Below are 22,935 nucleotides of genomic sequence, written 5' to 3'. Positions count from 1 at the left end.
TCGCCCGGCCGGGCCTGCGGCACAATCGGCGGATGAGCGAAGAAGCCCCCAACGACCCTTACCTCTGGCTGGAGGACGTGACCGGCGAAGCGGCCCTCGACTGGGTCCGGGACCGCAACGCCGAAACCGTGGCCGCGCTGACCGCCTCTCCCGGCTTCAAACCGCTGGAGCAGGACGTGCGCGAGGTCCTCGACGACGACGGCCGGATCCCGTACCCGGTCCGCCGCGGCCGGCACCTCTACAACTTCTGGCAGGACGCCGACCACGTCCGCGGGATCTGGCGGCGCACCACCCTGGAGGAGTACCGCACTGAGCACCCGGCCTGGGAAACCGTCCTCGACCTCGACGCGCTCGCCGACGCGGAGGGCGAGAAGTGGTCCTGGGCGGGCAGCCGCGTCCTTGCCCCCGACCACCGGCACGCGCTGCTGCTCCTCTCGCGCGACGGGGCCGACGCCAGTGTGGTGCGCGAATTCGACCTGGAGACGAAGGAGTTCGTCGAAGGCGGCTTCGAGGTCGCGGAGGCCAAGACCCGCATCGGCTGGATCGACCACGACCACGTCTGGATCGGCACCGACTTCGGCCCCGGCTCGATGTCCCCGTCCGGCTACCCGCTGCAGGCCCGCCGCTGGCGCCGCGGCACCCCCCTCGACCGGGCCGAGACCGTCTGGACGGGCGAGCCCACGGACCTCTCCGCGAGCGGCTGGCACGACGACACCCCCGGATTCGAAAGGGACTTCGTCCACCGGCAGATCGACTTCTGGAACCAGCAACTGTTCCTCCTGCCGCAGGACGGCGACGCCCCACCGCTGCGGATCGACGTACCCGACGACGCGCACGCCTCCGTCCACCGCCGGTGGCTCCTGGTCACCACCCGCTCGCCGTGGCTCGGCCACGCACCCGGCAGCCTCCTGGCGTTCGACTTCGACGCCTACCTGGCCGGCGCGCGCGAGCCCGCCGTCCTGTTCACCCCCGACGAACGCACCGCCCTCGCCGACTTCAACTGGACCCGCAACCACCTCATCCTCAGCATCCGCGCCGACGTCTGCTCCCGCATGGAGCTGCTCACCCCCGGCCCGGACGGCTGGCGGCGCCGCCCCCTCGCCGGGGTGCCCCCGCTGTCCACGGCGTCCGTCGTGTGCACCGACCCCGACGTCGGCGACGAATACTTCCTGAACGTCTCCGGCCACCTCCAGCCCTCCACCCTCCACCGCGGCACCGCGGGCGCCGACGACGGCGGCGAGAGCGTCAAGCGGGGCCCGGCCCTCTTCGACACCACCGGCCTCACCGTCCACCAGTACTTCGCCACGTCCGCGGACGGCACCCGGGTCCCCTACTTCGTCATCGGCCCCGAGGACCGCCCCGGCCCCGGACCCACCCTCCTCTACGGGTACGGCGGCTTCGAGATCTCCCTCGCCCCGCACTACAGCGCCGTCACCGGCCGGACCTGGCTCACGCGCGGCGGCACGTACGTCGTCGCCGGCATCCGCGGCGGCGGCGAGTACGGCCCGGCCTGGCACCAGGCCGCCCTCGGCGCCCACCGCGTCCGCGCCTTCGAGGACTTCGCCGCCGTCGCCCGCGACCTCACCGCCCGCGGCATCACCACCCCCGCCCAACTGGGCATCGAGGGCGGCAGCAACGGCGGCCTGCTGATGGGCGCCGTCCTCACCCGTGACCCCGACCTGTTCGGCGCCGTCGTCGCCCACGTACCGCTCCTGGACATGCTCCGCTTCCACAAGCTCCTCGCCGGGGCCAGCTGGGTCGCCGAGTACGGGGACCCCGACGACCCCGCCGACCGGCCCCACCTGGAGCGGATCTCCCCGTACCACCGGATCCGCGCCGAGGGCCCCCCGTACCCTCCGCTGCTGCTGCTCACCTCCACCCGCGACGACCGCGTGCATCCCGGGCACGCCCGGAAGATGGCCGCCCGACTGCGGGAACACGGCCACCCCGTGCTCTTCCACGAACACCTCGGCGGCGGCCACGCGGGCGCCACCGACCACGCGCAGACGGCCTTCAACGAAGCCCTCGTGCACACCTTCCTGTGGGAGCGGCTCACCCCCGGGCACTGAAACCCCGGCGCGCTGCCCGGCCCGTCCGCCGCCGCGGCTGGTGGAATGGGCGGGCCGGCGGCCCGCACGGGGCCGCCCCACGGGCGGAGGCACTGTGTCGGAACACGACGGCGCGCACCCCCACCCCGACTCCCGGCCGTCCCCCGACCGCGGGCCGCACGTCCCACCTACCGTCACCGAGACCCTCGACGCGATCGGCACGACCGACGACGAACGCACCACCTGCCGCGAACTGGCCGCGTACGTCTTGCGCACCCTGGGCGACGCCGCCGCCGTCGACCTGACCATCGACGGCGTCACCGAACGCGTCGCCGTCGCCGGGGCCGCCCACCTGCTGCGCGCCCCCCTGCGCGCCGTGCGGCCCGCGGTCCGGGCCGTCGACGGCGGACACCCGATGCGCAGCTGGACCCAGCGCCCGGGCCGCGCCCCGGTGCACGGCCTGTCCGTCGCGCTCGCCCGGCAGGGCGCCTCGTACGGGACCCTGCTGGCCGTCCGTTCCGGAACCGGCTTCACCGACGCCGAAGCGGCGGTCCTGCACTTCGCCGCCCGGGTCGCCGCCGTCCACGTACGCCACGCCCGGCGGCTCGCCGCCACCGAGAGCATCGCGCTGAACCTCCAGCGGGCCCTCGTCGCAGACCCGGGCAGGCCGCACCCCAACCTCCTCGTCGCGGGCCGCTACCTGCCCGTCGGGACGAGCGCCCTCGTCGGCGGCGACTGGTTCGAGACCGTACGGCTGCACTTCGGCCGGACCCTGCTCGTCGTCGGCGACGTCATGGGGCACGGCCTAGACGCCGCCGTGGACATGAACGCCTACCGCTCCACCCTGCGCGAGGTCGCCTCCACCGACCTGCCCCCGCACCGGGTGCTGCGCCAGCTCGACTCCCTCGTCGCCGAGGACGCGGCCCGCCGACCGGCGACCTGCCTCCTCGTACGGGTCGACCCGGCGCGCGGCACTGCCGTGTACGCCAGTGCCGGTCACCTGCCGCCCGCGCTGTTCGGGGCCGACGGGGTCGGCCGGCTGGTCGACCTCCCGGTGGGACCGCCACTGGGCACCGGCCTCGGGGGCTACGAGTCCGTGGCCCATCCGCTCGGCGAGGACGACACCCTGCTGCTGTACACGGACGGACTCGTCGAGCGGCGCGGGGAGGACATCGACACCTCCCTGGACCGCCTCACGGCCCTGCGGATCCCGGCCGGCGGGGGAGTGGCCGAGGTCGCCGACGCCGTCGTGATCGGCCTGGACGCACGGCACGCGGAGGACGACGTCGCCGTCCTCGCCGCCCGCGTCAGGGCCCGCGCCCCGCACGGCTGACCGGTGCCGACCGGTCCACGGGCAGGCCTACGGCAAGGCGCGGGCGATGAGGAGGGCCACGTCGTCGTGCGTGTCGGGGCGGCGCAGGGCCGACAGCAACAGGTCACAGGTGTCCTCCAGCGGGCGGTGCGGTCCCGCCAGCAGGTCGGTCAGGGTGAGCAGCCGGGTGTCGATGTCCTGGTCACGGGTCTCGACCAGGCCGTCCGTGTAGAGGACCAGCTCGTCACCGGGACCGAGGGTCACGCTCGTGGTGTGGAAGGGCACCCCGCCCACGCCCAGCGGCACCGCCGTCCTCAGCCGCAACAGCCGCGGATGACGGCCGGGGCGCAGGTGCACGGGCGGCAGGTGCCCGGCCGTCGAGATGTGGCACAGCCGGGTGTGCGGATCGTAGACCCCGTACACGCAGGTGGCCATGGCCTCGCCGAGGTCGGCGGTCGCCGCGTCGAGGTGGGTGAGGACCGTCGCGGGCTCCAGCCCGAGGCGGGCCAGCGCCCGCGCGGTGGCCCGCAGCTGCCCCATGGTGGCGGCGGCGTTGATGCCGCTGCCCATCACGTCGCCGACGACCAGCGCGGTCCGGTCCCCGGGGAGCGGGACGACGTCGAACCAGTCGCCGCCGGTCTCGTCGGCGGCCCCGGCCGGCTGGTAGCGGTAGGCGATCTCCAGTCCCGGGGCGGTGCGGGGGTCCTGCGGCAGGAGGTGGCGCTGGAGGGCGAGGGCGGTGTGCCGCTCGCGCTGGTACCAGCGGGCGTTGTCGATGGACACGGCCGCGTGCGCGGCCAGCTCGGAGGCGAGCAGGACGTCGTCCTGCCCGAAGGGCGCGGAGTTGCGGGTCCGTTTGAGGTCGAGGGCGCCGAGGACCTGCCCGCGGGCGATCAGCGGGACCGCCAGGTAGGAGTGCAGCCCGGCCGCGCCCAGCATCCGGGCCGCCTCCTCGTTCCGGGCGATGCGCGGCAGGTCCGCGGGGAGCACCCGCGGTACGAGGACCGGCCGGCCCGTACGGACGCAGCGCGTCACCAGCCGGCCCGGACCGTACAGCGTCACCTCCCCGACGGGGTCCGCGGCGTCCTCGGCCGCATTGCGGTAGCCCGACTTCAGCGCCAGCGCACGGAACCGCACGGAGCCGTCCCGCGACGCCTCACCGGGCCGGGTGCCGGTCAGGATGGTGTCGAGCACGTCGACGGCGGCGATGTCGGCGACCTCCGGGACGACGACGTCGGCCAGTTCCCGGGCGGTGATGTCGAGGTCGAGGGTGGTGCCGATGCGGACGGAGGCGTCCGCGATCAGGGACAGCCGGCGCCGGGCGTGCGCGGCGGACACGGCCGTGCGGTGCTGCTCGGTGACGTCCACGACGGACACGGCGACCCCGATGGTCCGGGAGGCCTGGTCGTCGAGCCGGTAGATCGACACCAGCCAGGCGTGCTCGTCACCGCTGTCCCCCGGGATCCGGCCGGTGGTGAACTCGTCGAGCATCGGTACGCCGGTCTCCATGACGCGGCGCATCCGCGCCTCGATGGCGGACGAGCCGAGGAAGGGCAGCACCTCCCCGATCCGCCGACCCAGGTGCTGGTCCGCGGGGACCCCGTTGATCCGCTCCAGGGCGGGGTTGATCAGGACGTACCGCAGGTTCGTGTCGAGGACGGCCAGGCCGATGGGGGACTGGTCGACCAGGCGCAGCGACAGGGCCAGGTCCCGCTCGACGCGCCGCAGGGTGGCCTGCTCGGACGCCAGACCGAGTGCGTACCGCCGACCGCTCTCGGCCTCCAGCCGCATGTTGCGGAACTCCACGATGACGGTCCGGCCGTCCCGGTGCCGGGTGGGGAACGATCCGGCCCAAGCGCCCTCACCGGTCATGACGTGGGCGAACAGGGTGAGCACTTCGTCGCGGTGGCCCTCCTCCACCAGCAGCTGCGCCGCGTACTGGCCCAAGGCCTCCTCGGCGGTGTACCCGAAGAGGGTCTGGGCCTGCGGGCTCCACAGCCTGATCCGGCCCCGGTCGTCCAGGACGATGGAGGCCACGCCGAGGACGTCGAGCAACCCTCCTGCTGTCGCCGCCCCCACCAGGGGACCGGCGGCATGCTGAGGGGAGTCCTCCTCGGCCATGACCGGCCTCCTCGTCCAGGGCGCGTGCTTCCATGCTGCGGCCCCGTGCGCCGACCTGCGAGCCCGGTGTGGCGGGCGGGGGGCCGCGGGGGCGGTACGGGCCCGGTTCCGGGCGGGGGCGGTCCTGCTCGGAACCGGGAACGATCGGCCGTTCAGCGGTCAGCGGAACAGCATGGAGGCGCCGCCGGCCGGGGTGGCGACGGAACCCGGGCACAGGAAGCTGCCCGAGGCCTTGGTGGCGGTGAAGGGCTGGTTCACGTACGTACGGGTGGCGCCGTCGCGGTCCCAGACGATGTTCGACGCCTTGTAGCGACAGGTGATGAAGCTCGCCTGCCCGGTGATGTCGATGAGGTCGGCCCGGGCGGTGGCGGCCGCGTCGTCGAAGGTGAACGCCGGGTTGTTGTTGAGGGTGGCCTTGATGCCGCCGTCGCAGGCGAGGTTGCCGCCCGGCTTGTTGATGGTGGCCCGGTCGACCGTCAGGGCGGCGGGCGGTTCGGCGCTGGTGCTCGCGTTGGTCCAGGTGCAGGTGTTGCCCGCGACGACGATGACGCCGTCGACCTTGCGGTCGGCGGCGCCACCGGACGCTGCGGCGGTCGTGGCGGCGCCGACCGTGGCCGCGACGGCCACCATCGTCACGGCGAATTTCGCGAGGTGCTTCATGTCGCTCCTCCTTGACACGTCCTTGTGGGGGTGTGGCGCGAGGGCGGTGCGGAGTGCGGAGCGCGCACTGCGGTGCACTGCGGTGCGTGCGCCAGGGAGATTCCCACAGGGGTCTTGAGATGTCATGAGCACAACATGAATTGGCCGGAATTCGGCCGCCGGCGCGGGTGGCGGGGGAGAACCGCTCCGGAGACCGACGCGGCGACGGTCAGGGCAGGTCGGACGGGACCGGATCGGCCTCGGCCTCGTAGACGTGCGGCCCGTCGCCCTGCCACTCCAGCAGGGTGGAGTCCCCGCCCAGCACGAGGTCGTCCGGGTCGGGCACCGCCGCGCGGCGCAGGAACTCGATCACGTCGCGGTCCTCGTGCGCGACACCGAGGGCCGCCTCGCCCCCCGGGGTGCGCAGGGTCACCCGCCGACCCCCGGACGGCGAGATGCGGTGTACGACGATCGGTGCGTGCTCCATCCCCCCACCCTCCCGCCCCACCCGCACCCCCGCATCCGGACACCCCTGGCGCCCGGCGGGTACCTGCGGATCCGCGTCGCCGGAGTCCGGTCGCCCGAGGCCGGCTCGGGCCGTGGCGCGGATCCGCTTCGTGCGGCCGTGCTCGTCCAGGAGCGCGAGGGCGTCCGGGTTCGCCGCGCCGACGGCCGCCCGCCGGCGACCTCGGGCGGTCCCGGCCCGTGCGATCGCCGTTCCGTGGGATGTCACCACGGGCCGTCGCCGGTCGGGTGGAGGAAGGCCGCGGCGATCTCGCGCACGCGGTCCCACGTGATGCCCGTCCGTTGCTCGACGGCGAGGGGATGGTCGGTGAGCTCCAGTTCGACGGAGGGGCGTTCGCCGACCGGGCGGGTGTGGACACGGGTCTTCAGGTTGAGGGTGGTGCGCGGGTAGAGCCGCAGGTCGGTGGTGAGCCAGCCGAAGTACGGACTCTCGGACTCCCGGCCCTGCGTGTTCCACAGGTCCGCCGTGCGGGAGAAGTTCTCCGGGCTGAGGGAGACCCAGACGCCCCAGGAGAACACCTCCGTGCTGCCGATGACCGGTATCTCGATCATGCCCTTGACGAAATAGTGCTGTGCGTTGATCACGCACTGCTCCGAGGAGAGCAGGCAGCCCTCCGCGTCGGCCAACGCCGCGTCCCACCCGGCCGGAGCCTGCGCCGTGTAGTTCATCGGCACCTCCGCATGGTGCGCGCCGCAACGGACGCAGGAGAATCCGAGATCATCACTCATGCCACCGAGCCTAGTGCTGTGGCCGGAAGGGTTTGCCGGGTCGCGGTGTTCGGTGCGGTGCATCGCGAGGCGGAGGGCCGCGGTTCGTACTGGACGTACTTCCGTGGTCCGACAACGCGGCGAGGTGCCGTGCCGGGCGCCGCGACCCGGTGGACCTTTCCGGTCACAGCACTAGTGACCACCCCCACCACCCGGGGAGGCACCTGCCGGGTCCGAAGAACCTGCGCCGGTGGGCGGCGGGGTCGGGGCGTGGGGGTGGAGGGCGTGGCAGGGTGGGGGGATGTGCGGTCGATACGTAGCCACCCGGGGGCCCGAGGACCTGAGCGGGCTGTTCGGGGTCACCCGGTGGGAGGGCGACTCCGAGGTTCCCCCCAGCTGGAACGTCGCTCCGACCGACCCGGTGTGGGCGGTGCTGGAGCGAGCGGACCGAGAGAGCGGGGTGTGGGAGCGGCAGCTGCGCCCGCTGCGGTGGGGGTTGGTGCCGTCCTGGTCGAAGGCCCCGAACAGCGGGGCCAAGATGATCAACGCCAGGGTCGAGACGGTCGAGGAGAAGCCCGCCTACCGGCGTGCGTTCGCCAAGCGCCGCTGCCTGTTGCCCGCCGACGGCTTCTACGAATGGCAGCCCGTGGCGGCCACCGAGCACGCGAAGGCGTACAAGCAGCCGTACTTCATCCGCCCCGAGGACGGCGGGATCATGGCGATGGCAGGCCTGTACGAGTTCTGGCGCGATCCCTCCGTGGCCGACGCGGATGACCCGGCCGCCTGGTGGGCGACCTGCACCGTCATCACCACCGAGGCCACCGACGCCGCCGGCCGCGTCCACCCCCGGATGCCGCTCGCCCTCGCGCCGGCCGACTACGACAGCTGGCTCGATCCCGGCCACCAGGACCCGCACGCCCTGCGCGCCCTCCTCGCGGCCCCCTCCGGCGGCCGGCTGGACGTCCGTGCCGTGTCCACCGCCGTGAACAACGTCCGCAACAACGGCCCCGAGCTGCTGGCCGACGCGTAGAGCGGCCCGCCTTGCCCGCAAGCCCGCCCCGGAGGCCCTCGTCGCGGCTCAGCGGCAGCACAGCACCGGTACCCGCTGGACCAGGTTGTTGCCGAAACCCCCGAGGTTCCAGGGCTGTTCCAAGGGTTGGGCGCGGCCCTCGGCGTCGGTGGCGCGGGCCGCGAGGGTGTGGGTGCCGGGAGTGGCCGTCCAGTCGCAGCGCCACGCCTGCCAGGCCCACCCGCCTGGCTCCCGGGCCGCCAGCCGGGCCCGTACCCAGGACGTGCCCCCGTCCGTACTCACCTCGACCCGTACGACGGGCCCGCCGCCCGACCAGGCACGCCCCTCCAACCGCACCGGGCCCGGCCGTACGACGCGGGCCCGCGACATGAAGTCGGGGAAGCCCGGCGGAACCATCAGGGCCCTCGGCAGGATCCGGGTGACGGGAACCCCGGGGTCGTCGGGGAGGTCGGTTGCCTGCCGGTACCGGTAGGCGACGCTCTGCTGGAAGCCGGTGAACGGAACGTCGGTCAGGGTGATGTCCCGCAGCCACTTCACGTGCGCCATGCCGTACCAGCCCGGTACGACCAGCCGCAGCGGGTACCCGTGCTGCGGCGGCAGGGGTACCCCGTTCATCGTGTGGGCGAGCAGCACCGGCGGGTCCTCGCCGGTGGCCACCCCCAGCGGCAGACTGCGCCGGTAGTCCTGCTCCACGCCCCGCTCGACCCCGTGATCGGCGCCCGTGAAGACGGCTTCGACCGCTCCCGGCAGCGCCCCGGCCTCCGCGAGGACCGTCCGCAGCGGGACGCCCGTCCAGTCCGCCGTGCCCACCGCCTCGAGCAGCCACGGCTGGCTCACGGGCCGGGGCGACAGCCGGGCCCTACCGTTGCCCGCGCACTCCATCGTCACCCGGTGGGTGACGGCGGGCAGGGCGCGCAGCGCCGACAGGTCCAGCTCCAGGGGTCTGCGCACGAGCCCGCCGACACACAGCCGCCAGCCGGCGTCGTCCGCCAGGGGTATGTCGTAGTGCACGAGCACGTAGTGCAGCCCGGCCGGGGTGACCTCGTAGCGCAGGGCCTCCAGCGGGAGCCCGTGGTTGCGGGCGGCGAGGGCGAGCTCCTGCGCGCTGATGCCCTCCCCGTCGTCCGCGATCCGCCCCGGGGTGCTGACGTCGCTGAGGGAGCCCTCCATCACCCCATCGTCGCGCGCGCGAAGGGGTTCGGCACGCCGTCATCGTCGCGCTCGCGAAAGGGTTCGGCACGTCGTCGCCGACGCCCTGCGGGGTCGGTTCGACGGCGCTCCGGTGAGGGGAGCCGCACGACGGGGCTTCGCCGACCTGGTCCGGGTCCGGGCGGTGGTGCGTGCCGGAACCCTCCACGAGCGCGCCGAACCGGAGGCGCCCCCGACCGGCCGGCGCGCCGCCGGTCCGGCGGCCCCGCCCGAGGACGGTTGGCGGGCGGTGCGGGACCGGATGCGCCGCGACGGCTTCCGCTCCTCGCACGAACCCTTCCCGTGAGCCCGACCTGACGGCGCCCGCCGGCGGCCCGCGCGGCACCGGCCGTCGCCCCTGTGGGCCCCGTCCGCCCTGGGCCGAAAGCTTGGTCGTTCGTGTCGGTGCCGGGGCGGGCGCACACCGTCCGGCACCGTGGGCGCGGTGGGCGGCCGTCCGCGTGCGACGGTCCCGGAACGCTGCGAGGGGTTCGCATGGCCGAGTACGACGACACCTCCCTGACCCGCCGTCGCGCCGTGCTGCTGGCGGCGGGAACGGCCGGGGCGGCCGCACTGACCGCCGCCTGTTCGAGCGCGACCGGGGACCGCGGGTCCCCGGCGCGGCGGACGCCGGCCGACCCCGCGGCGCTGCCGTCGGCCGGCTCCACCGCCCCCGGCTGCGTGCTCACGGCCGAAGCCGGCGAAGGCCCGTACTACCTGGACCTCGACAAGGTCCGCTCCGACGTCACCGAGGGCCGGGGCGGCGTACCCGTGCGGCTCGATCTGACGGTGGTCCGGATGTCGGCGGGCTGCCGGCCCCTCGCGGACGCCGCCGTCGACATCTGGCAGGCCGACTCCTCGGGCACCTACTCGACCGGCAAGGCCACCTTCCTGCGCGGGACGCAGATCACCGACGCCGGCGGCCGCGCCGTGTTCCGTACCATCGTGCCCGGCTGGTACGCGGGCCTGGCCCCGCACATCCACTTCAAGGTGCGTCCCGACGCGGGCGCCGGGACCACCTCGCAGTTCTTCTTCCCCGAGGACCTCCTCCTGCGGGCGTACGCCCTCGCCCCCTACGACCGCCGGCGGGCCCCGAAGCACCCCAACGAGCGCGACGACCGCTACCGGGCCGCCGGCGCCGACATGACGTTGAAGCCCGTCGCCGACGGCAGGGGCTACCGCGCCTCCTACACCGTCGGCATCGCCTGAACCCTCGCCGGTGGCACCGGAGTCAGGCGCCCCGTGCGGTGCAGCGCGTACACCGCCGCGGTGCAGCCCAGGCCGAGGGCGCAGAGCGCGAGCCAGGGCAGCGCCGACAGGCCCGCGGCCCGCGCGGCGTCCAGCGCGGCCCCGGTGAGCAGGTTGCCGAGGGCGATGCCGAGGCCGCAGACGGTGTTGTAGAACCCGTAGTGCGTCGCGACGAGACGGTCCCCGCAGAGCCGGACGATGGTGTCCATCTCGAAGGGGTAGGCGATCATCGTGCCCAGCGCCAGCATCAGCGCCGACACCGCCGGCGGCCCCGCGGCCAGCACCTTCGCCCCCGCTCCGGCCGGTTCCACGGTCACCAGCGAGGCGGCCAGCAGCGGCAGGAACGCCGCGCCCATGACGAGCAGCCCCCAGGTGAGGGCGCGGCCCGGCTCCATCCGGGCCCTGCACCACGCGGTGACCCGGGTCTGGAGGAGGATCGTGCTCAGCCCCGACACGGCGAACAGGGCCGCCACCGAGGCCGTGCCGAACCCGCCGTCACCGCCGAGGCGCCGCACCTCCAGGGGGAGCGCCAGATACACCTGGAAGGTCATGACGTACGAGCCGATCATGGCCAGGGAGAACAGCAGGAACGACCGGTTGGCGAGGATGCCGCGCCACTGGACCAGCACCCGCTCGCGCGGACCGGACGCCCGGTCCCCGGCGTCGTTGCCCCGCCGCGCGGGCAGGGCCCGGATCTGCACGACGCCCAGTACGGCGAACACCGCCGCCGCGGTCAGGCAGGTGACGCGGAACCCGATGCCCGTCAGCACCATCCCCACCAGCGGGCCCAGCAGGATGCCCGCCTGGTAGAAGACGTTGAACAGGGCGAACGCCTCGACCCGGCGTTCGCCCGAGGCCGCGGCCAGGTAGGCCCGGGTGGCCGGGTTGAACAGCGCTCCGGCCAGGCCCGTCGCCGCCGAGGCGGCGATCAGCGCGGGCACCGATCCGACCAGCCCGAGCGTGGCGAACCCGGCGACGCGCAGCCCCAACCCCGCGATGATCATCGGCTTGTAACCGAACCGGTCGGCCAGCGTCCCGCCGATCAGGAACATCCCCTGCTGACTGAAGTTGCGCACGCCCAGGATCAGACCGACCGTCCACCCGGCGAGCCCGAGCGGCCCCGCCAGGTGCGCGGCCAGATAGGGCATGAGCATGTAGAACCCGAGGTTGATGGTGAACTGGTTGACCATCAACAGTTGGACGCAGCGGTCGTACGAGCGGACCTGCGCGAGGGTGCCCTGCATCAGGCCCGCTCCTTCGCACCGGCCGTGCCCGCCGCGTCGGGGGAGCCACCCGACCCGCCCACCGCACCGGGCGCCAGCGGATCGACGACGTCGGCGCACCGGGTCCAGCGGGTCACCTCCCGTTCGTCCGGGCGGCGGATCGAGTCGGGTTCGGCAGCCGGCGGGGCGTCCAACAGGCCGTGGTCGGCGCAGTAGTCGTCGTCGTACACGGTGCCGAGGTAGCGCTGCGGGCCGTCGGGGAAGACGGCCGCGATGCGGGCGCTGCGGGGCAGCGTCCGGGCCAACCAGCCGGCGACCAGGGCGACCGCGCCGACGCTCCAACCGCCCGCCGCGTAGTGCGAGGCGGCGAGCCGGCGGCAGGTGTGGACGGCTTCCGCCGGGGCGACCCAGTGCACCTCGGAGAACTGCTCGTAGGCGACGTTGCGCGGATGGATGCTCGAACCGAGGCCCCGCATCAGTCGGTTCCGGGCGGGCTGCCCGAAGATCGTGGAACCCACCGTGTCCACCCCGACGAGCCGCAGCCCCGGATACAGCTGGCGCAGGACGCGGGAGACGCCCGCCGAATGCCCTCCGGTGCCGACGCTGCACACCAGGACGTCGATGTGCCCCAGCTCGGCGGCGAGTTCCAGGGCCAACCCGGTGTACGCGGTGGTGTTGTCGGGGTTGTTGTACTGGTCCGGGCACCACGAACCCGGATGGCGTCGCGTCAGCTCGGCGACCCGGTCCCGGCGCGCCTGCTGCCACCCGCCGACGGGATGCGGCTCGGCGACGACGTCGACCCGCGCCCCGTACGCGGTCAGCAGGCGGGTCATGGAGGGCTCCAGACCGGGGTCGGTGACCAGGGTGACGGGATGCCCGTGGACCATGCCGGCCAGCGCGAGCCCGAGGCCCAGGGTGCCGCTGGTGGATTCGATGACCCGGGCCCGGGGCGCGAGGTCGCCCCGGGCGCGCGCCCGTTCGACCATGTGGAGGCCGGGGCGGTCCTTGATGCCGCCGGGGTTGAAACCTTCGAGCTTCGCCCAGAACCCGCGGTCGGTCCGGGACAGCGGGTCCGAGACGCGCAGCAGGGGAGTGTTGCCGACCAGCCCGGACAGGGAGGCGCGGCTGGGGGGTGTGAGGCCGGTGATGGGGGGATGCATCGTTTCCGCTCTCGGTCGATGGAACCGGTGGTCGCACGGGCGGGCGTCGTCGGGCCTTCCCACGGGCGAACGGTCCTGCGGGATCGGCCGGGGCGGCGGATCCCGTGTGGGGAGGCACGGGTCGAGAACGCCGGCGGCTGCCGCCGGTCGGGGCGGGGCTGACGGCGGGCGGACGGCGGGCGGGGGGCTGTACCGGGGCGCGGGCGGAGCCGTCGGCGGATCGCCGGGCCGCGCGCGTACGGCGTACGGGGCGGGGCGATCGGGCGGCTCGAACCGTGGGGCGGGCCCGGCCGTTCGGCGTCGGTGCGCGCGGCACCCCGGACCCGCCGCCCCGCCCTCCCGGGCCGGGCGGGGCCCCTACATCCGCAGGACGGCCGAGGTGACGGGAGGTACGGGCCCCGGCGCGGCCTGAGCGAGCCCGCCGCAGTGGTCGTGAGGGCCCGCCCGTACGCATCCGGGTTCGGTGTGCGGGGCGGCGGTCGAGGCCTCCGACACGGCTCCCTGGTGCGGCGGCAGCGGGGCGCACTCGTGCGCCGGATGCACGGGATCACGGCCCGGGTCGGGCACCTCGGCCGGCGCCGCATGGGTGACGGCGTGGGTCACCGATACGCCCGGGGCGCCGGGGCCCGCATGGAGGGCGCCGTCCTGCGCGGCGGTGCCGTGCGCGCAGAACAGGCCCGTCAGCAGCACGGTCAGAGCGAGCAGGCGCAGCAGGCCCGCGCGAGGGCGGGCCCGCGAGGTGCGGTGCGGGCGGGCTGTGACCATGCCGTGATGCTAGCGCTCCCTTCCGTCCGACGGTGGATGTCGATTCGGACATGGGAAAACAGGCCTCGTGAGGGTGAGGATCGTCAATTGAGTGCCGTTCGCCGTGCGCGGGCCCTCCACCGCGTGTACGGACCGTCCTGCGGATCCGCGCCGCGCCGAAGCCGGCCGGGAGGCCGACGTCACGGCCATTGGACGTTAAATTCCGTCAGGGAAAGTGCAATTCCATGTCAAGGAATGCATATTTCAAAACAGCGAATGGCTGCCCGTGGGTACGGTTCGATCAAGAACGGGCGCGTGGGGACCTGCCGGTCGGGCGCGACACCCGACCGGATCGAAGGAGGAGCCTCCGTGACCGCCCCCGGTGCGCAAGCGAGCAGGCTCAAGCGCACCTTCGAGGCCCTGTCCGTACGCAACTTCCGGCTCTTCGCAGGCGGCCAACTCCTGTCCGTCACCTGCACCTGGATGATGATCGTCGCCCAGGACTGGCTCGTCCTGTCCCTCTCCGGGGACTCGGGCACGGCCCTCGGTCTGGTCACCGCCCTGCAGTTCACTCCGGTCCTGCTGCTCACCCTCACCGGCGGCAGGCTCGCCGACCGGTACGACAAACGCGTACTCCTCATCTGCGCGAACGCCGCCTCCGGAGTCCTGTCCCTGCTGTTCGCGCTCGCGGTCCTCCTCCCGGGAGCCGAACTGTGGCACGTCTACCTCTTCGCCCTCGGACTCGGCACGGTCAACGCGGTGGAAGTGCCGACCCGGCTGTCGTTCATCAGCGAAATGGTCGGCGCCGAACTCCTGCCCAACGCCTCCGCCCTGAGCGCCGCCTACTTCAACGCGGCACGCGTCGTCGGCCCCGCCCTCGCCGGCCTGCTCATCAGCGGCCTCGGCACCGGCCCCGTCATCGTGCTGAACGCGGTCAGCTACCTGGCCACCGTGCTCAGCCTGCTGGCCATGCGGCCCGCCGAACTCCAACGCGGCACCGCCCCGAAACCCGGCGCCACCCGGGTCGCGGACGGACTGGCGTACGTCCGGGGCCGACCGGACCTGCTGTTGCCCATGGTGCTGGTGGGGGTCGTCGGGATGTTCGGCTTCAACTTCCAACTCACCCTCCCCCTCCTGGCCAAGACCGTGTTCCACGCCGACCCGCGCGCGTTCGGGCTGCTCGCCAGCGCGCTGGCGGTGGGCTCGCTGCTCGCGGCCTTCGTCACCACCGCGCGTCGGGGCCGACCCTCCGCCTCGCTGGTCGTCGCGTCCGCCATCGCCTTCGGCCTGCTGGAGACCCTCACCGCACTGGCGCCCACCTTCGCCGCCGCGCTGGTCCTGCTGGCCGCCACCGGATTCGCCTCGATCACCTTCGCGCAGGCCACGAACCACCGCATCCAACTCGGCAGCGATCCGCAGTTCCGCGGTCGGGTCATGTCCCTCTACGCGCTGATCATGCAGGGCACCACCCCCGTGGGGGCGCTCCTGCTCGGCTGGCTCGCCGAACACTGGGGAGCCCGCTCGGGCCTGTGGGTCGGCGGGCTCGTCTCCCTGACCGCCGCCCTCGCCGTGCTCGTCGTCCAACGCCGCGGCACCCGCGACGCCGCGACACCGGACGCGGACCGTCGCGCCGACCACCCGGGACGCCGTTGAGCGGGGACGCCGTGCGCTGCCCCACGAGGCCCACGGATCCTGTGCCTCGGACACCGCCGCCGGGCGCCGCGTCCGCCCTCGGCCGTGCCCGTCGAACCGTCAGGCGTCCCCGCCCGACACCTGGTGCAGCCGGAGCGCGAGTTGCAGTTCCAGGGAGCGGTCGGGGGACTGCCAGTCCGGGCCGAGCAGTCGGCCGATGCGCTCCAGGCGCTGGACGACCGTGTTGACGTGGACGTGCAGCAGGTCCTTCGCCCTGGACTGGCTCATCCCCGCCGCGAAGTAGACCCGCAGGGTGTGCACGAGCTCGCTGCCACGCCGCTCGTCGTACTCCAGTAGGGGCCCGAGCGTGGTGCGTACGTAGGACGGCAGGTCAGGGCCCTCACCCAGGAGTACCCCCAGGAATCCGAGACCGGCCAGCGTCCCGCCCTCCCCGGCGCGCCCCAGGGCCCGCAGCGCCGACAGGCAGCGCAGGGCCTCCGCGTGCGCCGCCGGCAGCACGGCGGGGTCGCCGTCCGCACCCGCCGCGCCGACCGTGACCGGGCCTCCCACCGCCCGCCCGAGCGCCGAGGCCAGCGCCACGGCGTCGGGACCGGGCGCCCGCGACGGGGCCAGAAGCACCGCGTGGTCGTGGTGGACGCCCGCCAAGCCCCGCCGCGCCCGCGCTTGGTGGGCCGCCGCGGCGAGCAGCCGCGGCCGCGGCGCGGCGTCGCTGTGCAGGACGAAGAGGGCTTGGGGCCGCGCGAGGTCGACGCCCAGCCGGCGGGCGCGGACGGCCAGGGCGGCCGGATCCGCCGCGGGACCGAGCAGGTCACCGAGGAGTTCACCGCGTATCCGGTCCTCGGTCTCGGCGACCGAACGGCGCAGCAGCAGCAACAACGCCGCGACCGTCGCGGCCCGTTCGAACAGGCGGCGCCCCGCGTCGTCGAGCCCCGGACGGCCGGTCAGGGTGACGCTGCCCAGGATCTCCGGACCGGCGAGCACCGCGCACACCCACGTACCGTCCAGCGGAACGGCCCGGCCGCCGGCCCGGGAGGCCGCCACGGCCTCGGCGGGCGCGGGCCGGGAACCGGTCCGGGAACGGGCCAGCTCCGTCCCGTCGGCGTCGTGGACGAGGGTGCCCCCGTCGAGGAGCGTCCCGATGGCCGCGGCCACCTCCGCGATGTCACCGCCCCGCAGGACGAGCCCGGTGAGCCGGTCGTGGGCCTCCTCCGCGCGGCGCAGCGCGTCGCTGTTCTCCTGGATGGTCCGGGAGGCGACGCCCAGTTCGGACAGCGCCCGGCGGGTCTCCTCCAGGAGGCGGGCCCCGTCGATGGCGATCGCCGCGTGGTCGGCGAGCGAGGACAGCAGCGCCACCTCCCGTGCGGAGAACTCGCGGGGGCTGCGGTCGGCGGCGAACAGGACACCGATCACCTTCGACCCGAGCCGCAGCGGCACCCCCAGGATGGCGTGCAGTTCCTCCTCGCCGACCGCCTCGTCGATCGGACGGGTGTGCCGGAAACGCGGGTCGGTCTGGTAGTCCCCGGTGGCGTACGGGCGGGCGGTCTGGGCGACGAGCCCACCCAGCCCCTCGCCCATGCCCAGCCGCAACTGCTGGAACGCGGCCGACACCGAACCGTCGGTGACCCGCATGAAGGTGTCGCCCGCGCCCTCGTCGTTCAGCGAGAGATACGTGACGTCCGTGTGGAGCAGTTGCTTGGCGCGGTGGGTGATCGCCCGCAGGACCGCGTCCAGGTCGCGCAACGCCGCGAGGTCGCCCGCCGTGTCGAACAGTGCCGTCAACTCGGCCTCGCGGGTCCGGTGCTGGGCCAGCGTGCGATGGACGTCCAGCGCCGCGCGCGTGGCGTCCTCCAGCTCGGCGAGCACCCCCGCAGGGGCGCCGGCGGCTCGGGCGTCCGCCACCGGCCGGGCGAGGTCCTCGGCGGGAGCGCCTTGGGCCAGCAGGCCGAGCAGGTCCCGTACGCCTGCCCGGGTCCCGGGGCCGTCCGCGTCCGTCACGGGCGTGAGCCTACGGGCGGCGGCCGGTCAGCGGCCGACGGGGGCCGACTCCGGACGGGCCGCCCCGGTAGGAGCGCGGTCCGTACCGGTCAGGCTGCGGCCCTTGGTCTCCCGGGCCAGCAGCACCGTCACCGTCGTGACCAGCGCCGCCGCGCAGAGGTAGAGGGAAACGGGGAGGGAGGAGTCGTACTCCCGCAGCAGCTCGACCGCGATGATCGGGGCCAGGGCGCCGCCCAGGATGGAGGCCAACTGGGATCCCATGGAGGCGCCGGAGTAGCGGACCCGGGTGTCGAACAGCTCCGAGATGAAGGCCGCCTGGGGGCCGTACATCGCCCCGTGGAACAGCAGCCCGGCCGTCACCGCGACCGCGATCACCGGGAACGACCTGGTGTCCAGCAGGGCGAAGAAGGCGAAGGCCCAGCCGGCCATGCCGACCGACCCGACGAGCGTCACCGCCCGGCGGCCGATCCGGTCCGACAGGGCGCCCCACATCGGGATCGTCACGAAGTGCACGGCCGAGCCGATCAGTACCGCGTTCAACGCGTCGCTCTTCGGCAGTTGGAGGTGCACGGTGACGTACACCAGCAGGAAGGCCGTCAGGATGTAGTACGAGACGTTCTCCCCGAGCCGGGTCCCGATCGCGGTGAGGATGCCGCGCCGGCCGGTGCGCAGCACCTCGACGACCGGCGGCTTGCGCCGCTCGCCCGCCGCCTCCTCGGCCTCGGCCCGCGCCCGGGCCTCCAGGAACGCGGGCGACTCCGACACCGAGACCCGGATCCACAGCCCGATGACCACCAGCACCCCCGACAGCAGGAACGGCACGCGCCACCCCCAGGCGAGGAACGCCTCGTCGGACTGCACGGCCGCGAGCAGCGCGAGGACGCCCGTCGCGAGCAGGTTGCCGCCCGGGGCGCCGGCCTGCGGCCACGACGCCCAAAAGCCCCGGTTGCGGTCGTCGCCGTGCTCGGCGACGAGCAGGACGGCCCCGCCCCATTCGCCGCCCAGCGCGAAGCCCTGCACCAGCCGCAGCACCGTGAGCAGGATCGGCGCGCCGACCCCGATGCTCGCGTGGGTGGGCAGCAGTCCCATCGCGAAGGTGGCGCCGCCCATCAGCAGCAGGCTGAGCACCAGCAGCTTCTTGCGACCTATCCGGTCGCCGTAGTGCCCGAAGACGATCCCGCCCAACGGGCGGGCGGCGAAGCCGACGGCGTAGGTGAGGAACGCGAGGAGGGTCCCGACCAGGGGGTCGCTGGAGGGGAAGAACAGCGTGTTGAAGACGAGGGCGGCGGCGGACCCGTAGAGGAAGAAGTCGTACCACTCGACGGTGGTGCCGACGAGGCTCGCGGCGACGATGCGCCTGATGCCGGAGGGACCGGTCGGGGCGGTTCCGGAGGAGACCATGTGCACCACTTCCAGGGGGTCTACGGGGGCGTCGGGTGTGGCCACAACGTAGGAGTACCCAGGTCGGCGTCATATGGTGCTCGTCATCACAATCAGGCACCGCCGGGTGTGTCCGGCCACCACACGGCCCGAACCGATCCCCTCGGCGTGCCTCGACGAACTGGAAGCGGCCCACCGGAACCCTCGCGACGGAGGACAGCTCCGGTGGGCCACTTGGAATGAGTCGGTTACCGGCCCGCGATGAAGGAGGCGGGGCCGCCGACCTTGTGCCAGGTGGTGCCGTTGCCGGACCACTTGAAGACCGCGTCGCTGTTAGGTGACAGGCCGTAGATCGCGTCTGCGGCGACGGCGAACTGGTGGCCGGCTCCGCCGATCTTGGCCCAGTTGTCGGGGCCGTTCATTTTGTAGAGGTCGCCGTTGGTGGGGTTGGTGGCGAAGAGGCCTGCTCCGCCGGCGAAGATTGTTCCGGCTGCTCCGCCGACTTTGTTCCAGGTGGTGCCGTTGCCGGTCCATTGGAAGATGGCGGTGCCGTCGGGGGAGAGGCCGAAGATGGCGTTGCCGGTGACGGCGAAGGCTTTGGCGGGTCCGCCGATCTTGGCCCAGTTGTTGGGGCCGTTCATTTTGTAGAGGTCGCCGTTGGTGGGGTTGGTGGCGAAGAGGCCTGCTCCGCCGGCGAAGATTGTTCCGGCTGCTCCGCCGACTTTGTTCCAGGTGGTGCCGTTGCCGGTCCATTGGAAGATGGCGGTGCCGTCGGGGGAGAGGCCGAAGATGGCGTTGCCGGTGACGGCGAAGGTTTTGGCGGGTCCACCGATCTTGGCCCAGTTGTTGGGGCCGTTCATTTTGTAGAGGTCGCCGTTGGTGGGGTTGGTGGCGAACACGCCCGCTCCGCCGGCGAAGAGGGTTCCGGCTGCTCCGCCGACCTTGTTCCAGGTCGTCCCGTTGCCGGACCACTGGAACACGGCGGAACGGTCCGGGGACTGGGCGAACAGGCTACTGCCGGCGGACACACCGCAGTTCGTGCTCGTCTCGTAGTGCTGGTTGTACTCCCATTTGACGGGAACGAGGCGCCCGTCGAAGGTGGTCTGCACGACGGAGCCGTTCAGCTTCTGCTCGTAGTGCAAGTGCGCCCCGGTGGTCCAGCTGCCGGTGTTGCCAACGGTGCCGATCTGCCGGCCCTGCTCCACGTCGTTGCCGACGGCGACATCGCGCCGGTCCAGGTGCAGGTACCGGGTCTGCCAGCCGTCGCCGTGGTCGATCACGATGAAGTTTCCGGCTTGGCTGTCGAACTGTGAGGTGACGACGCGCCCGCCCGCCGAGGCCAGGGCGGGTGTGCCCTGGGTGGCTCCACCGGCCGAGACCATGTCGAGCATGTACTGGCTCGCGTGTCCATCGTGCGTGGACGTCGTCCACCGTTGCCCGCAGGGAATGGGAAGCTGGAACGGGGGCGTATTGGCGACCGCGGCGTCCGCCTCCGGGGCTGCCGAGGTCGAGGCCGAGGCCGCGGCCGGGGCGGCGGGCAGGAGGGCTGTGACCGGAGCGAGCAGCAGTGCTGCCGCCGCCAGGAAGCCGGCCCATCTGATCTTCATACGTCTCCTTGGGACGAGGGTGCGATACGGGAGGGGGAAGCGTGGGGCGATCGCTAGTGCTGTGACCGGAAAGGTCCACCGGGTCGCGGCGCCCGGCACGGCACCTCGCCGCGTTGTCGGACCACGGAAGTACGTCCAGTACGAGCCGCGGCCCTCCGCCTTGCGATGCACCGCACCGAACACCGCGACCCGGCAAACCTTTCCGGCCACAGCACTAGTCGGTGACGATGCTCGCGGCGGGCCCGCCGACCTTGGTCCATTGGAAGGTCGCCGACCCGGACCACTGGAAGACGCCGCTCTTGTCGGAGCTCAACCCGAAGAGCCGGTCACCGGCGACCGCGAAGGCGTTCCCGGGACCACCGACCTTGGACCAGTTGTCCGGTACGCCGCTGAACCTGTAGAGGTCGCCGTTGGTGGGGTTGGTGGCGAACAGCCCTGCGCCACCGCCGAAGAGGGTTCCGGCCGGTCCGCCGACCTTGACCCAGGTCGTGCCCGACCCGGTCCATTTCAGGGCCGCACCCCCGTTGGGCGACAGGCCGTACAGTGCCTCGTTGGTGACCGCGAAGGCCTTTCCGGGTCCGCCGACCTTGGTCCAGCTGTCCGAGGTGCCGTTGTACTTGAGGATGTCGCCCGTGGTCGGGTTGGTGGCGAACAGGCCGGCGCCGCCCGCGTACAGCGTGCCCGCCGGTCCGCCGATCCTCGTCCAGGTGGTTCCTGATCCGGTCCACCGGAAGACGGCCTTCCTGTCCGGGCCGAGCCCGTACAGCGTGCCGTCGGTGACGACGAACTGGGCTCCGGGTCCACCGACCTTGGTCCACCTGTCCGGGGTGCCGCTGTATGTGAAGATGTCGCCGGTGGTGGGGCTGGTGGCGAACAGGCCACCGTCGCCGCCGATCAGTGTGCCTGCCGGTCCGCCGATCCTCTTCCAGGAGTTTCCGCCCGTCCGCTGGTGGACGGCGCTCTTGTCGGGACTCAGCGCGTACAGATGGTGCGGGGTGTAGGGCCGTGCCCGCCACGTGAGCGGAGCCAGGTCCACTCCGCCGGTGCCCCAGCCCGCGCTGCTCAGCCATTGGCTCCCGTCGTGGTCGGTGACGACCTCGGCGGCGTGGGACGGCAGGCGGCCCACTTGGCCGGTGGCCGGGAAGTGCAGCGGATCGGAGCCGGCGTACACCTCGGCCCCGACGTAATCGGCCGTTGCGGAGCCGCCGATGAACAGGTACCAGAGGCCGTTGCGCTGTATCACGTACGGGGATTCGGTCCAGCCGTCGCCGAGGGCGGTGAACGCGGTCTTGCGCGGGCTCCAGGTGATCAGGTCCGGACTCGTCCGGTACGCGACGATGCTGCGTCCCCCGGTGGCCGTCTCCGTGGCGGTGTAATACATCACCCACTGGGAACCGACCCGGGTGACCATCGGATCGCGTGCTTCTTGTCCGTCACGGAACAGTGGCCCTCCGGGCCGCCGTTCCCAGTGGATCAGGTCGGTGGAGGTGGCCAGGTTGATCTGGCTCCTGGACGGGTCACCGATGGTTTGCCCGCCCGCGTAGAACATGTAGTACGTGGAGCCGGAGCGGATGACGTGCGGTGCCCACAGGTGCGACTCTCCGTAGGAGGGGTCGACCGTCAGGGCCATGGGTTGCTTGGTCCACGGCCCGCGCAGGCCGGGTGCCGTGGCGTGTGCGAACGAGTCCTCGTTCTCCGGGTCGGCCGGTTCGGCGTGGGTGATGCCGAACAGGTGCCAGGTCCCGGTGGCCTCGTCACGGATCAGGGTGTGGTCGTTGATGTACCAGGATTGTGACTCCCCGGCGCCGGGGTCGTAGACGCGGACGAAGTCTCCGGTGGTCACGGAGCCGGAGTTCGCCGAGGCGGCGTTCATCGAGGCGGTGTCCGTCGAGGCGGTGTTCGCGGAGGCGGTGTTCGCGGAGGCGGTGGAGGGGAGTCGGTCAGGTGCCGGGGCGGCGACGGCGGGGAGTACCCCGAGTGAGACCGCGACCAAGGCAGCGGCAGCCAGGGTGATGCGTGATAACACGTGGCTCCAGAGAGAAGGGCGGACGGGCCCGGCCCGGTAAGCCCGGGTCCGTCCGCTGATGACGTCGCCGACTACCGGCCCGCGATGAAGGAGGCGGGGCCGCCGACCTTGTGCCAGGTGGTGCCGTTGCCGGACCACTTGAAGACCGCGTCGCTGTTGGGTGACAGGCCGTAGATCGCGTCTGCGGCGACGGCGAACTGGTGGCCGGCTCCGCCGATCTTGGCCCAGTTGTCGGGGCCGTTCATTTTGTAGAGGTCGCCGTTGGTGGGGTTGGTGGCGAAGAGGCCTGCTCCGCCGGCGAAGAGTGTTCCGGCTGCTCCGCCGACTT

At 73.1% G+C, this 22,935-nt stretch carries 19 protein-coding genes; 6 read left to right on the top strand and 13 right to left on the bottom strand.

The window, feature by feature from the left end:
- Positions 1-32: 32 nt before the first annotated feature.
- Together AB0D46_RS15070 and AB0D46_RS15065 are read left to right on the top strand one after the other, a co-directional pair.
- Positions 33-2,069 carry a prolyl oligopeptidase family serine peptidase gene (locus AB0D46_RS15070; protein WP_362877752.1) on the top strand — a complete coding sequence of 679 codons (2,037 nt, stop codon included), beginning with the start codon at positions 33-35 and terminating at the stop codon, positions 2,067-2,069.
- A 94-nt stretch (positions 2,070-2,163) separates the two neighbouring features.
- Positions 2,164-3,381 (top strand): PP2C family protein-serine/threonine phosphatase, encoded by a 1,218-nt coding sequence (locus tag AB0D46_RS15065; RefSeq protein ID WP_362877751.1) that lies wholly within the window; start codon positions 2,164-2,166, stop codon positions 3,379-3,381.
- A gap of 27 nt (positions 3,382-3,408) precedes the next feature.
- On the opposite strand, the gene AB0D46_RS15060 is transcribed toward AB0D46_RS15065, so the two are convergent.
- The 4 genes from AB0D46_RS15060 to AB0D46_RS15045 all read right to left on the bottom strand — a co-directional run bounded on the left by AB0D46_RS15060 (position 3,409) and on the right by AB0D46_RS15045 (position 7,314).
- Positions 3,409-5,481: a SpoIIE family protein phosphatase gene (locus tag AB0D46_RS15060; RefSeq protein ID WP_362877750.1), complete on the bottom strand. Its 2,073-nt coding sequence runs from the start codon at positions 5,479-5,481 to the stop codon at positions 3,409-3,411.
- A 159-nt stretch (positions 5,482-5,640) separates the two neighbouring features.
- On the bottom strand, positions 5,641-6,141 hold the full coding sequence (locus tag AB0D46_RS15055) for a hypothetical protein (RefSeq protein ID WP_362877749.1): 501 nt from the start codon (positions 6,139-6,141) through the stop codon (positions 5,641-5,643).
- A 208-nt stretch (positions 6,142-6,349) separates the two neighbouring features.
- Positions 6,350-6,607, bottom strand: coding sequence for a hypothetical protein (locus AB0D46_RS15050; RefSeq protein ID WP_362877748.1), 258 nt, complete (start codon positions 6,605-6,607; stop codon positions 6,350-6,352).
- A gap of 242 nt (positions 6,608-6,849) precedes the next feature.
- On the bottom strand, positions 6,850-7,314 hold the full coding sequence (locus AB0D46_RS15045) for a DUF2199 domain-containing protein (protein ID WP_362877840.1): 465 nt from the start codon (positions 7,312-7,314) through the stop codon (positions 6,850-6,852).
- A gap of 340 nt (positions 7,315-7,654) precedes the next feature.
- Between AB0D46_RS15045 and AB0D46_RS15040 the strand changes: the two genes are divergently transcribed.
- Positions 7,655-8,383, top strand: coding sequence for an SOS response-associated peptidase (locus AB0D46_RS15040; RefSeq protein ID WP_362877747.1), 729 nt, complete (start codon positions 7,655-7,657; stop codon positions 8,381-8,383).
- Between the two features lie 48 nt (positions 8,384-8,431).
- On the opposite strand, the gene AB0D46_RS15035 is transcribed toward AB0D46_RS15040, so the two are convergent.
- A complete protein-coding gene (locus tag AB0D46_RS15035; protein WP_362877746.1) occupies positions 8,432-9,553 on the bottom strand; it encodes a sulfite oxidase in 1,122 nt (373 codons plus the stop codon).
- A 112-nt stretch (positions 9,554-9,665) separates the two neighbouring features.
- On the opposite strand from AB0D46_RS15035, the gene AB0D46_RS15030 reads away from it, so the two are divergent.
- Both AB0D46_RS15030 and AB0D46_RS15025 read left to right on the top strand, forming a co-directional pair.
- Entirely contained in the window at positions 9,666-9,878 is a 213-nt protein-coding gene (locus AB0D46_RS15030) for a hypothetical protein (RefSeq protein WP_362877745.1), read from the top strand.
- A 188-nt stretch (positions 9,879-10,066) separates the two neighbouring features.
- Positions 10,067-10,780: an intradiol ring-cleavage dioxygenase gene (locus AB0D46_RS15025; protein ID WP_362877744.1), complete on the top strand. Its 714-nt coding sequence runs from the start codon at positions 10,067-10,069 to the stop codon at positions 10,778-10,780.
- Here the strand turns inward: AB0D46_RS15025 and AB0D46_RS15020 are convergent.
- From AB0D46_RS15020 to AB0D46_RS15010, 3 genes are all read right to left on the bottom strand, one after another.
- Positions 10,759-12,063, bottom strand: a complete 1,305-nt coding sequence (locus AB0D46_RS15020; RefSeq protein WP_362877743.1) for an MFS transporter — start codon at positions 12,061-12,063, stop codon at positions 10,759-10,761. The two genes, AB0D46_RS15025 and AB0D46_RS15020, sit on opposite strands and share 22 nt — an antisense overlap.
- On the bottom strand, positions 12,063-13,202 hold the full coding sequence (locus tag AB0D46_RS15015) for a PLP-dependent cysteine synthase family protein (RefSeq protein WP_362877742.1): 1,140 nt from the start codon (positions 13,200-13,202) through the stop codon (positions 12,063-12,065). The genes AB0D46_RS15020 and AB0D46_RS15015 overlap by 1 nt, the downstream gene beginning before the upstream one ends.
- A gap of 357 nt (positions 13,203-13,559) precedes the next feature.
- Positions 13,560-13,967 (bottom strand): hypothetical protein, encoded by a 408-nt coding sequence (locus AB0D46_RS15010; RefSeq protein WP_362877741.1) that lies wholly within the window; start codon positions 13,965-13,967, stop codon positions 13,560-13,562.
- A gap of 348 nt (positions 13,968-14,315) precedes the next feature.
- Between AB0D46_RS15010 and AB0D46_RS15005 the strand changes: the two genes are divergently transcribed.
- On the top strand, positions 14,316-15,599 hold the full coding sequence (locus tag AB0D46_RS15005) for an MFS transporter (protein WP_362877740.1): 1,284 nt from the start codon (positions 14,316-14,318) through the stop codon (positions 15,597-15,599).
- Positions 15,600-15,698: 99 nt separating this feature from the next.
- On the opposite strand, the gene AB0D46_RS15000 is transcribed toward AB0D46_RS15005, so the two are convergent.
- The 5 genes from AB0D46_RS15000 to AB0D46_RS14980 all read right to left on the bottom strand — a co-directional run.
- Positions 15,699-17,594, bottom strand: a complete 1,896-nt coding sequence (locus AB0D46_RS15000; protein ID WP_362877739.1) for a GAF domain-containing protein — start codon at positions 17,592-17,594, stop codon at positions 15,699-15,701.
- Positions 17,595-17,621: 27 nt separating this feature from the next.
- Positions 17,622-18,995, bottom strand: a complete 1,374-nt coding sequence (locus AB0D46_RS14995; RefSeq protein ID WP_362877839.1) for an MFS transporter — start codon at positions 18,993-18,995, stop codon at positions 17,622-17,624.
- 227 nt (positions 18,996-19,222) lie between these two features.
- A complete protein-coding gene (locus AB0D46_RS14990; RefSeq protein WP_362877738.1) occupies positions 19,223-20,581 on the bottom strand; it encodes a peptidoglycan DD-metalloendopeptidase family protein in 1,359 nt (452 codons plus the stop codon).
- Between the two features lie 214 nt (positions 20,582-20,795).
- Complete coding sequence (locus AB0D46_RS14985) at positions 20,796-22,607, bottom strand: family 43 glycosylhydrolase (RefSeq protein ID WP_362877737.1); 1,812 nt, start codon at positions 22,605-22,607, stop codon at positions 20,796-20,798.
- 71 nt (positions 22,608-22,678) lie between these two features.
- A partial coding sequence (locus AB0D46_RS14980; RefSeq protein WP_362877736.1) for a hypothetical protein occupies positions 22,679-22,935 on the bottom strand: 257 nt, incomplete at its 5' end.

This window comes from Streptomyces sp. NPDC048383 (assembly GCF_040651775.1).
Taxonomy (GTDB): Bacteria; Actinomycetota; Actinomycetes; order Streptomycetales; family Streptomycetaceae; genus Streptomyces.
The sequence above is the reverse complement of the archived record's forward strand: the minus strand, read 5'-3'. Positions and strand labels throughout refer to the sequence as shown.

Bases quoted from the DNA above. Each gene is read 5' to 3' on its own strand.
- AB0D46_RS15070 (WP_362877752.1), top strand. From the start codon at position 33: ATGAGCGAAGAAGCCCCCAACGACCCTTACCTCTGGCTGGAGGACGTG.
- AB0D46_RS15060 (WP_362877750.1), bottom strand. From the start codon at position 5,481: ATGGCCGAGGAGGACTCCCCTCAGCATGCCGCCGGTCCCCTGGTGGGG.
- AB0D46_RS15055 (WP_362877749.1), bottom strand. From the start codon at position 6,141: ATGAAGCACCTCGCGAAATTCGCCGTGACGATGGTGGCCGTCGCGGCC.
- AB0D46_RS15050 (WP_362877748.1), bottom strand. From the start codon at position 6,607: ATGGAGCACGCACCGATCGTCGTACACCGCATCTCGCCGTCCGGGGGT.
- AB0D46_RS15045 (WP_362877840.1), bottom strand. From the start codon at position 7,314: ATGAACTACACGGCGCAGGCTCCGGCCGGGTGGGACGCGGCGTTGGCC.
- AB0D46_RS15040 (WP_362877747.1), top strand. From the start codon at position 7,655: ATGTGCGGTCGATACGTAGCCACCCGGGGGCCCGAGGACCTGAGCGGG.
- AB0D46_RS15035 (WP_362877746.1), bottom strand. From the start codon at position 9,553: ATGGAGGGCTCCCTCAGCGACGTCAGCACCCCGGGGCGGATCGCGGAC.
- AB0D46_RS15025 (WP_362877744.1), top strand. From the start codon at position 10,067: ATGGCCGAGTACGACGACACCTCCCTGACCCGCCGTCGCGCCGTGCTG.
- AB0D46_RS15020 (WP_362877743.1), bottom strand. From the start codon at position 12,063: ATGCAGGGCACCCTCGCGCAGGTCCGCTCGTACGACCGCTGCGTCCAA.
- AB0D46_RS15015 (WP_362877742.1), bottom strand. From the start codon at position 13,202: ATGCATCCCCCCATCACCGGCCTCACACCCCCCAGCCGCGCCTCCCTG.
- AB0D46_RS15010 (WP_362877741.1), bottom strand. From the start codon at position 13,967: ATGGTCACAGCCCGCCCGCACCGCACCTCGCGGGCCCGCCCTCGCGCG.
- AB0D46_RS14995 (WP_362877839.1), bottom strand. From the start codon at position 18,995: ATGGTCTCCTCCGGAACCGCCCCGACCGGTCCCTCCGGCATCAGGCGC.
- AB0D46_RS14990 (WP_362877738.1), bottom strand. From the start codon at position 20,581: ATGAAGATCAGATGGGCCGGCTTCCTGGCGGCGGCAGCACTGCTGCTC.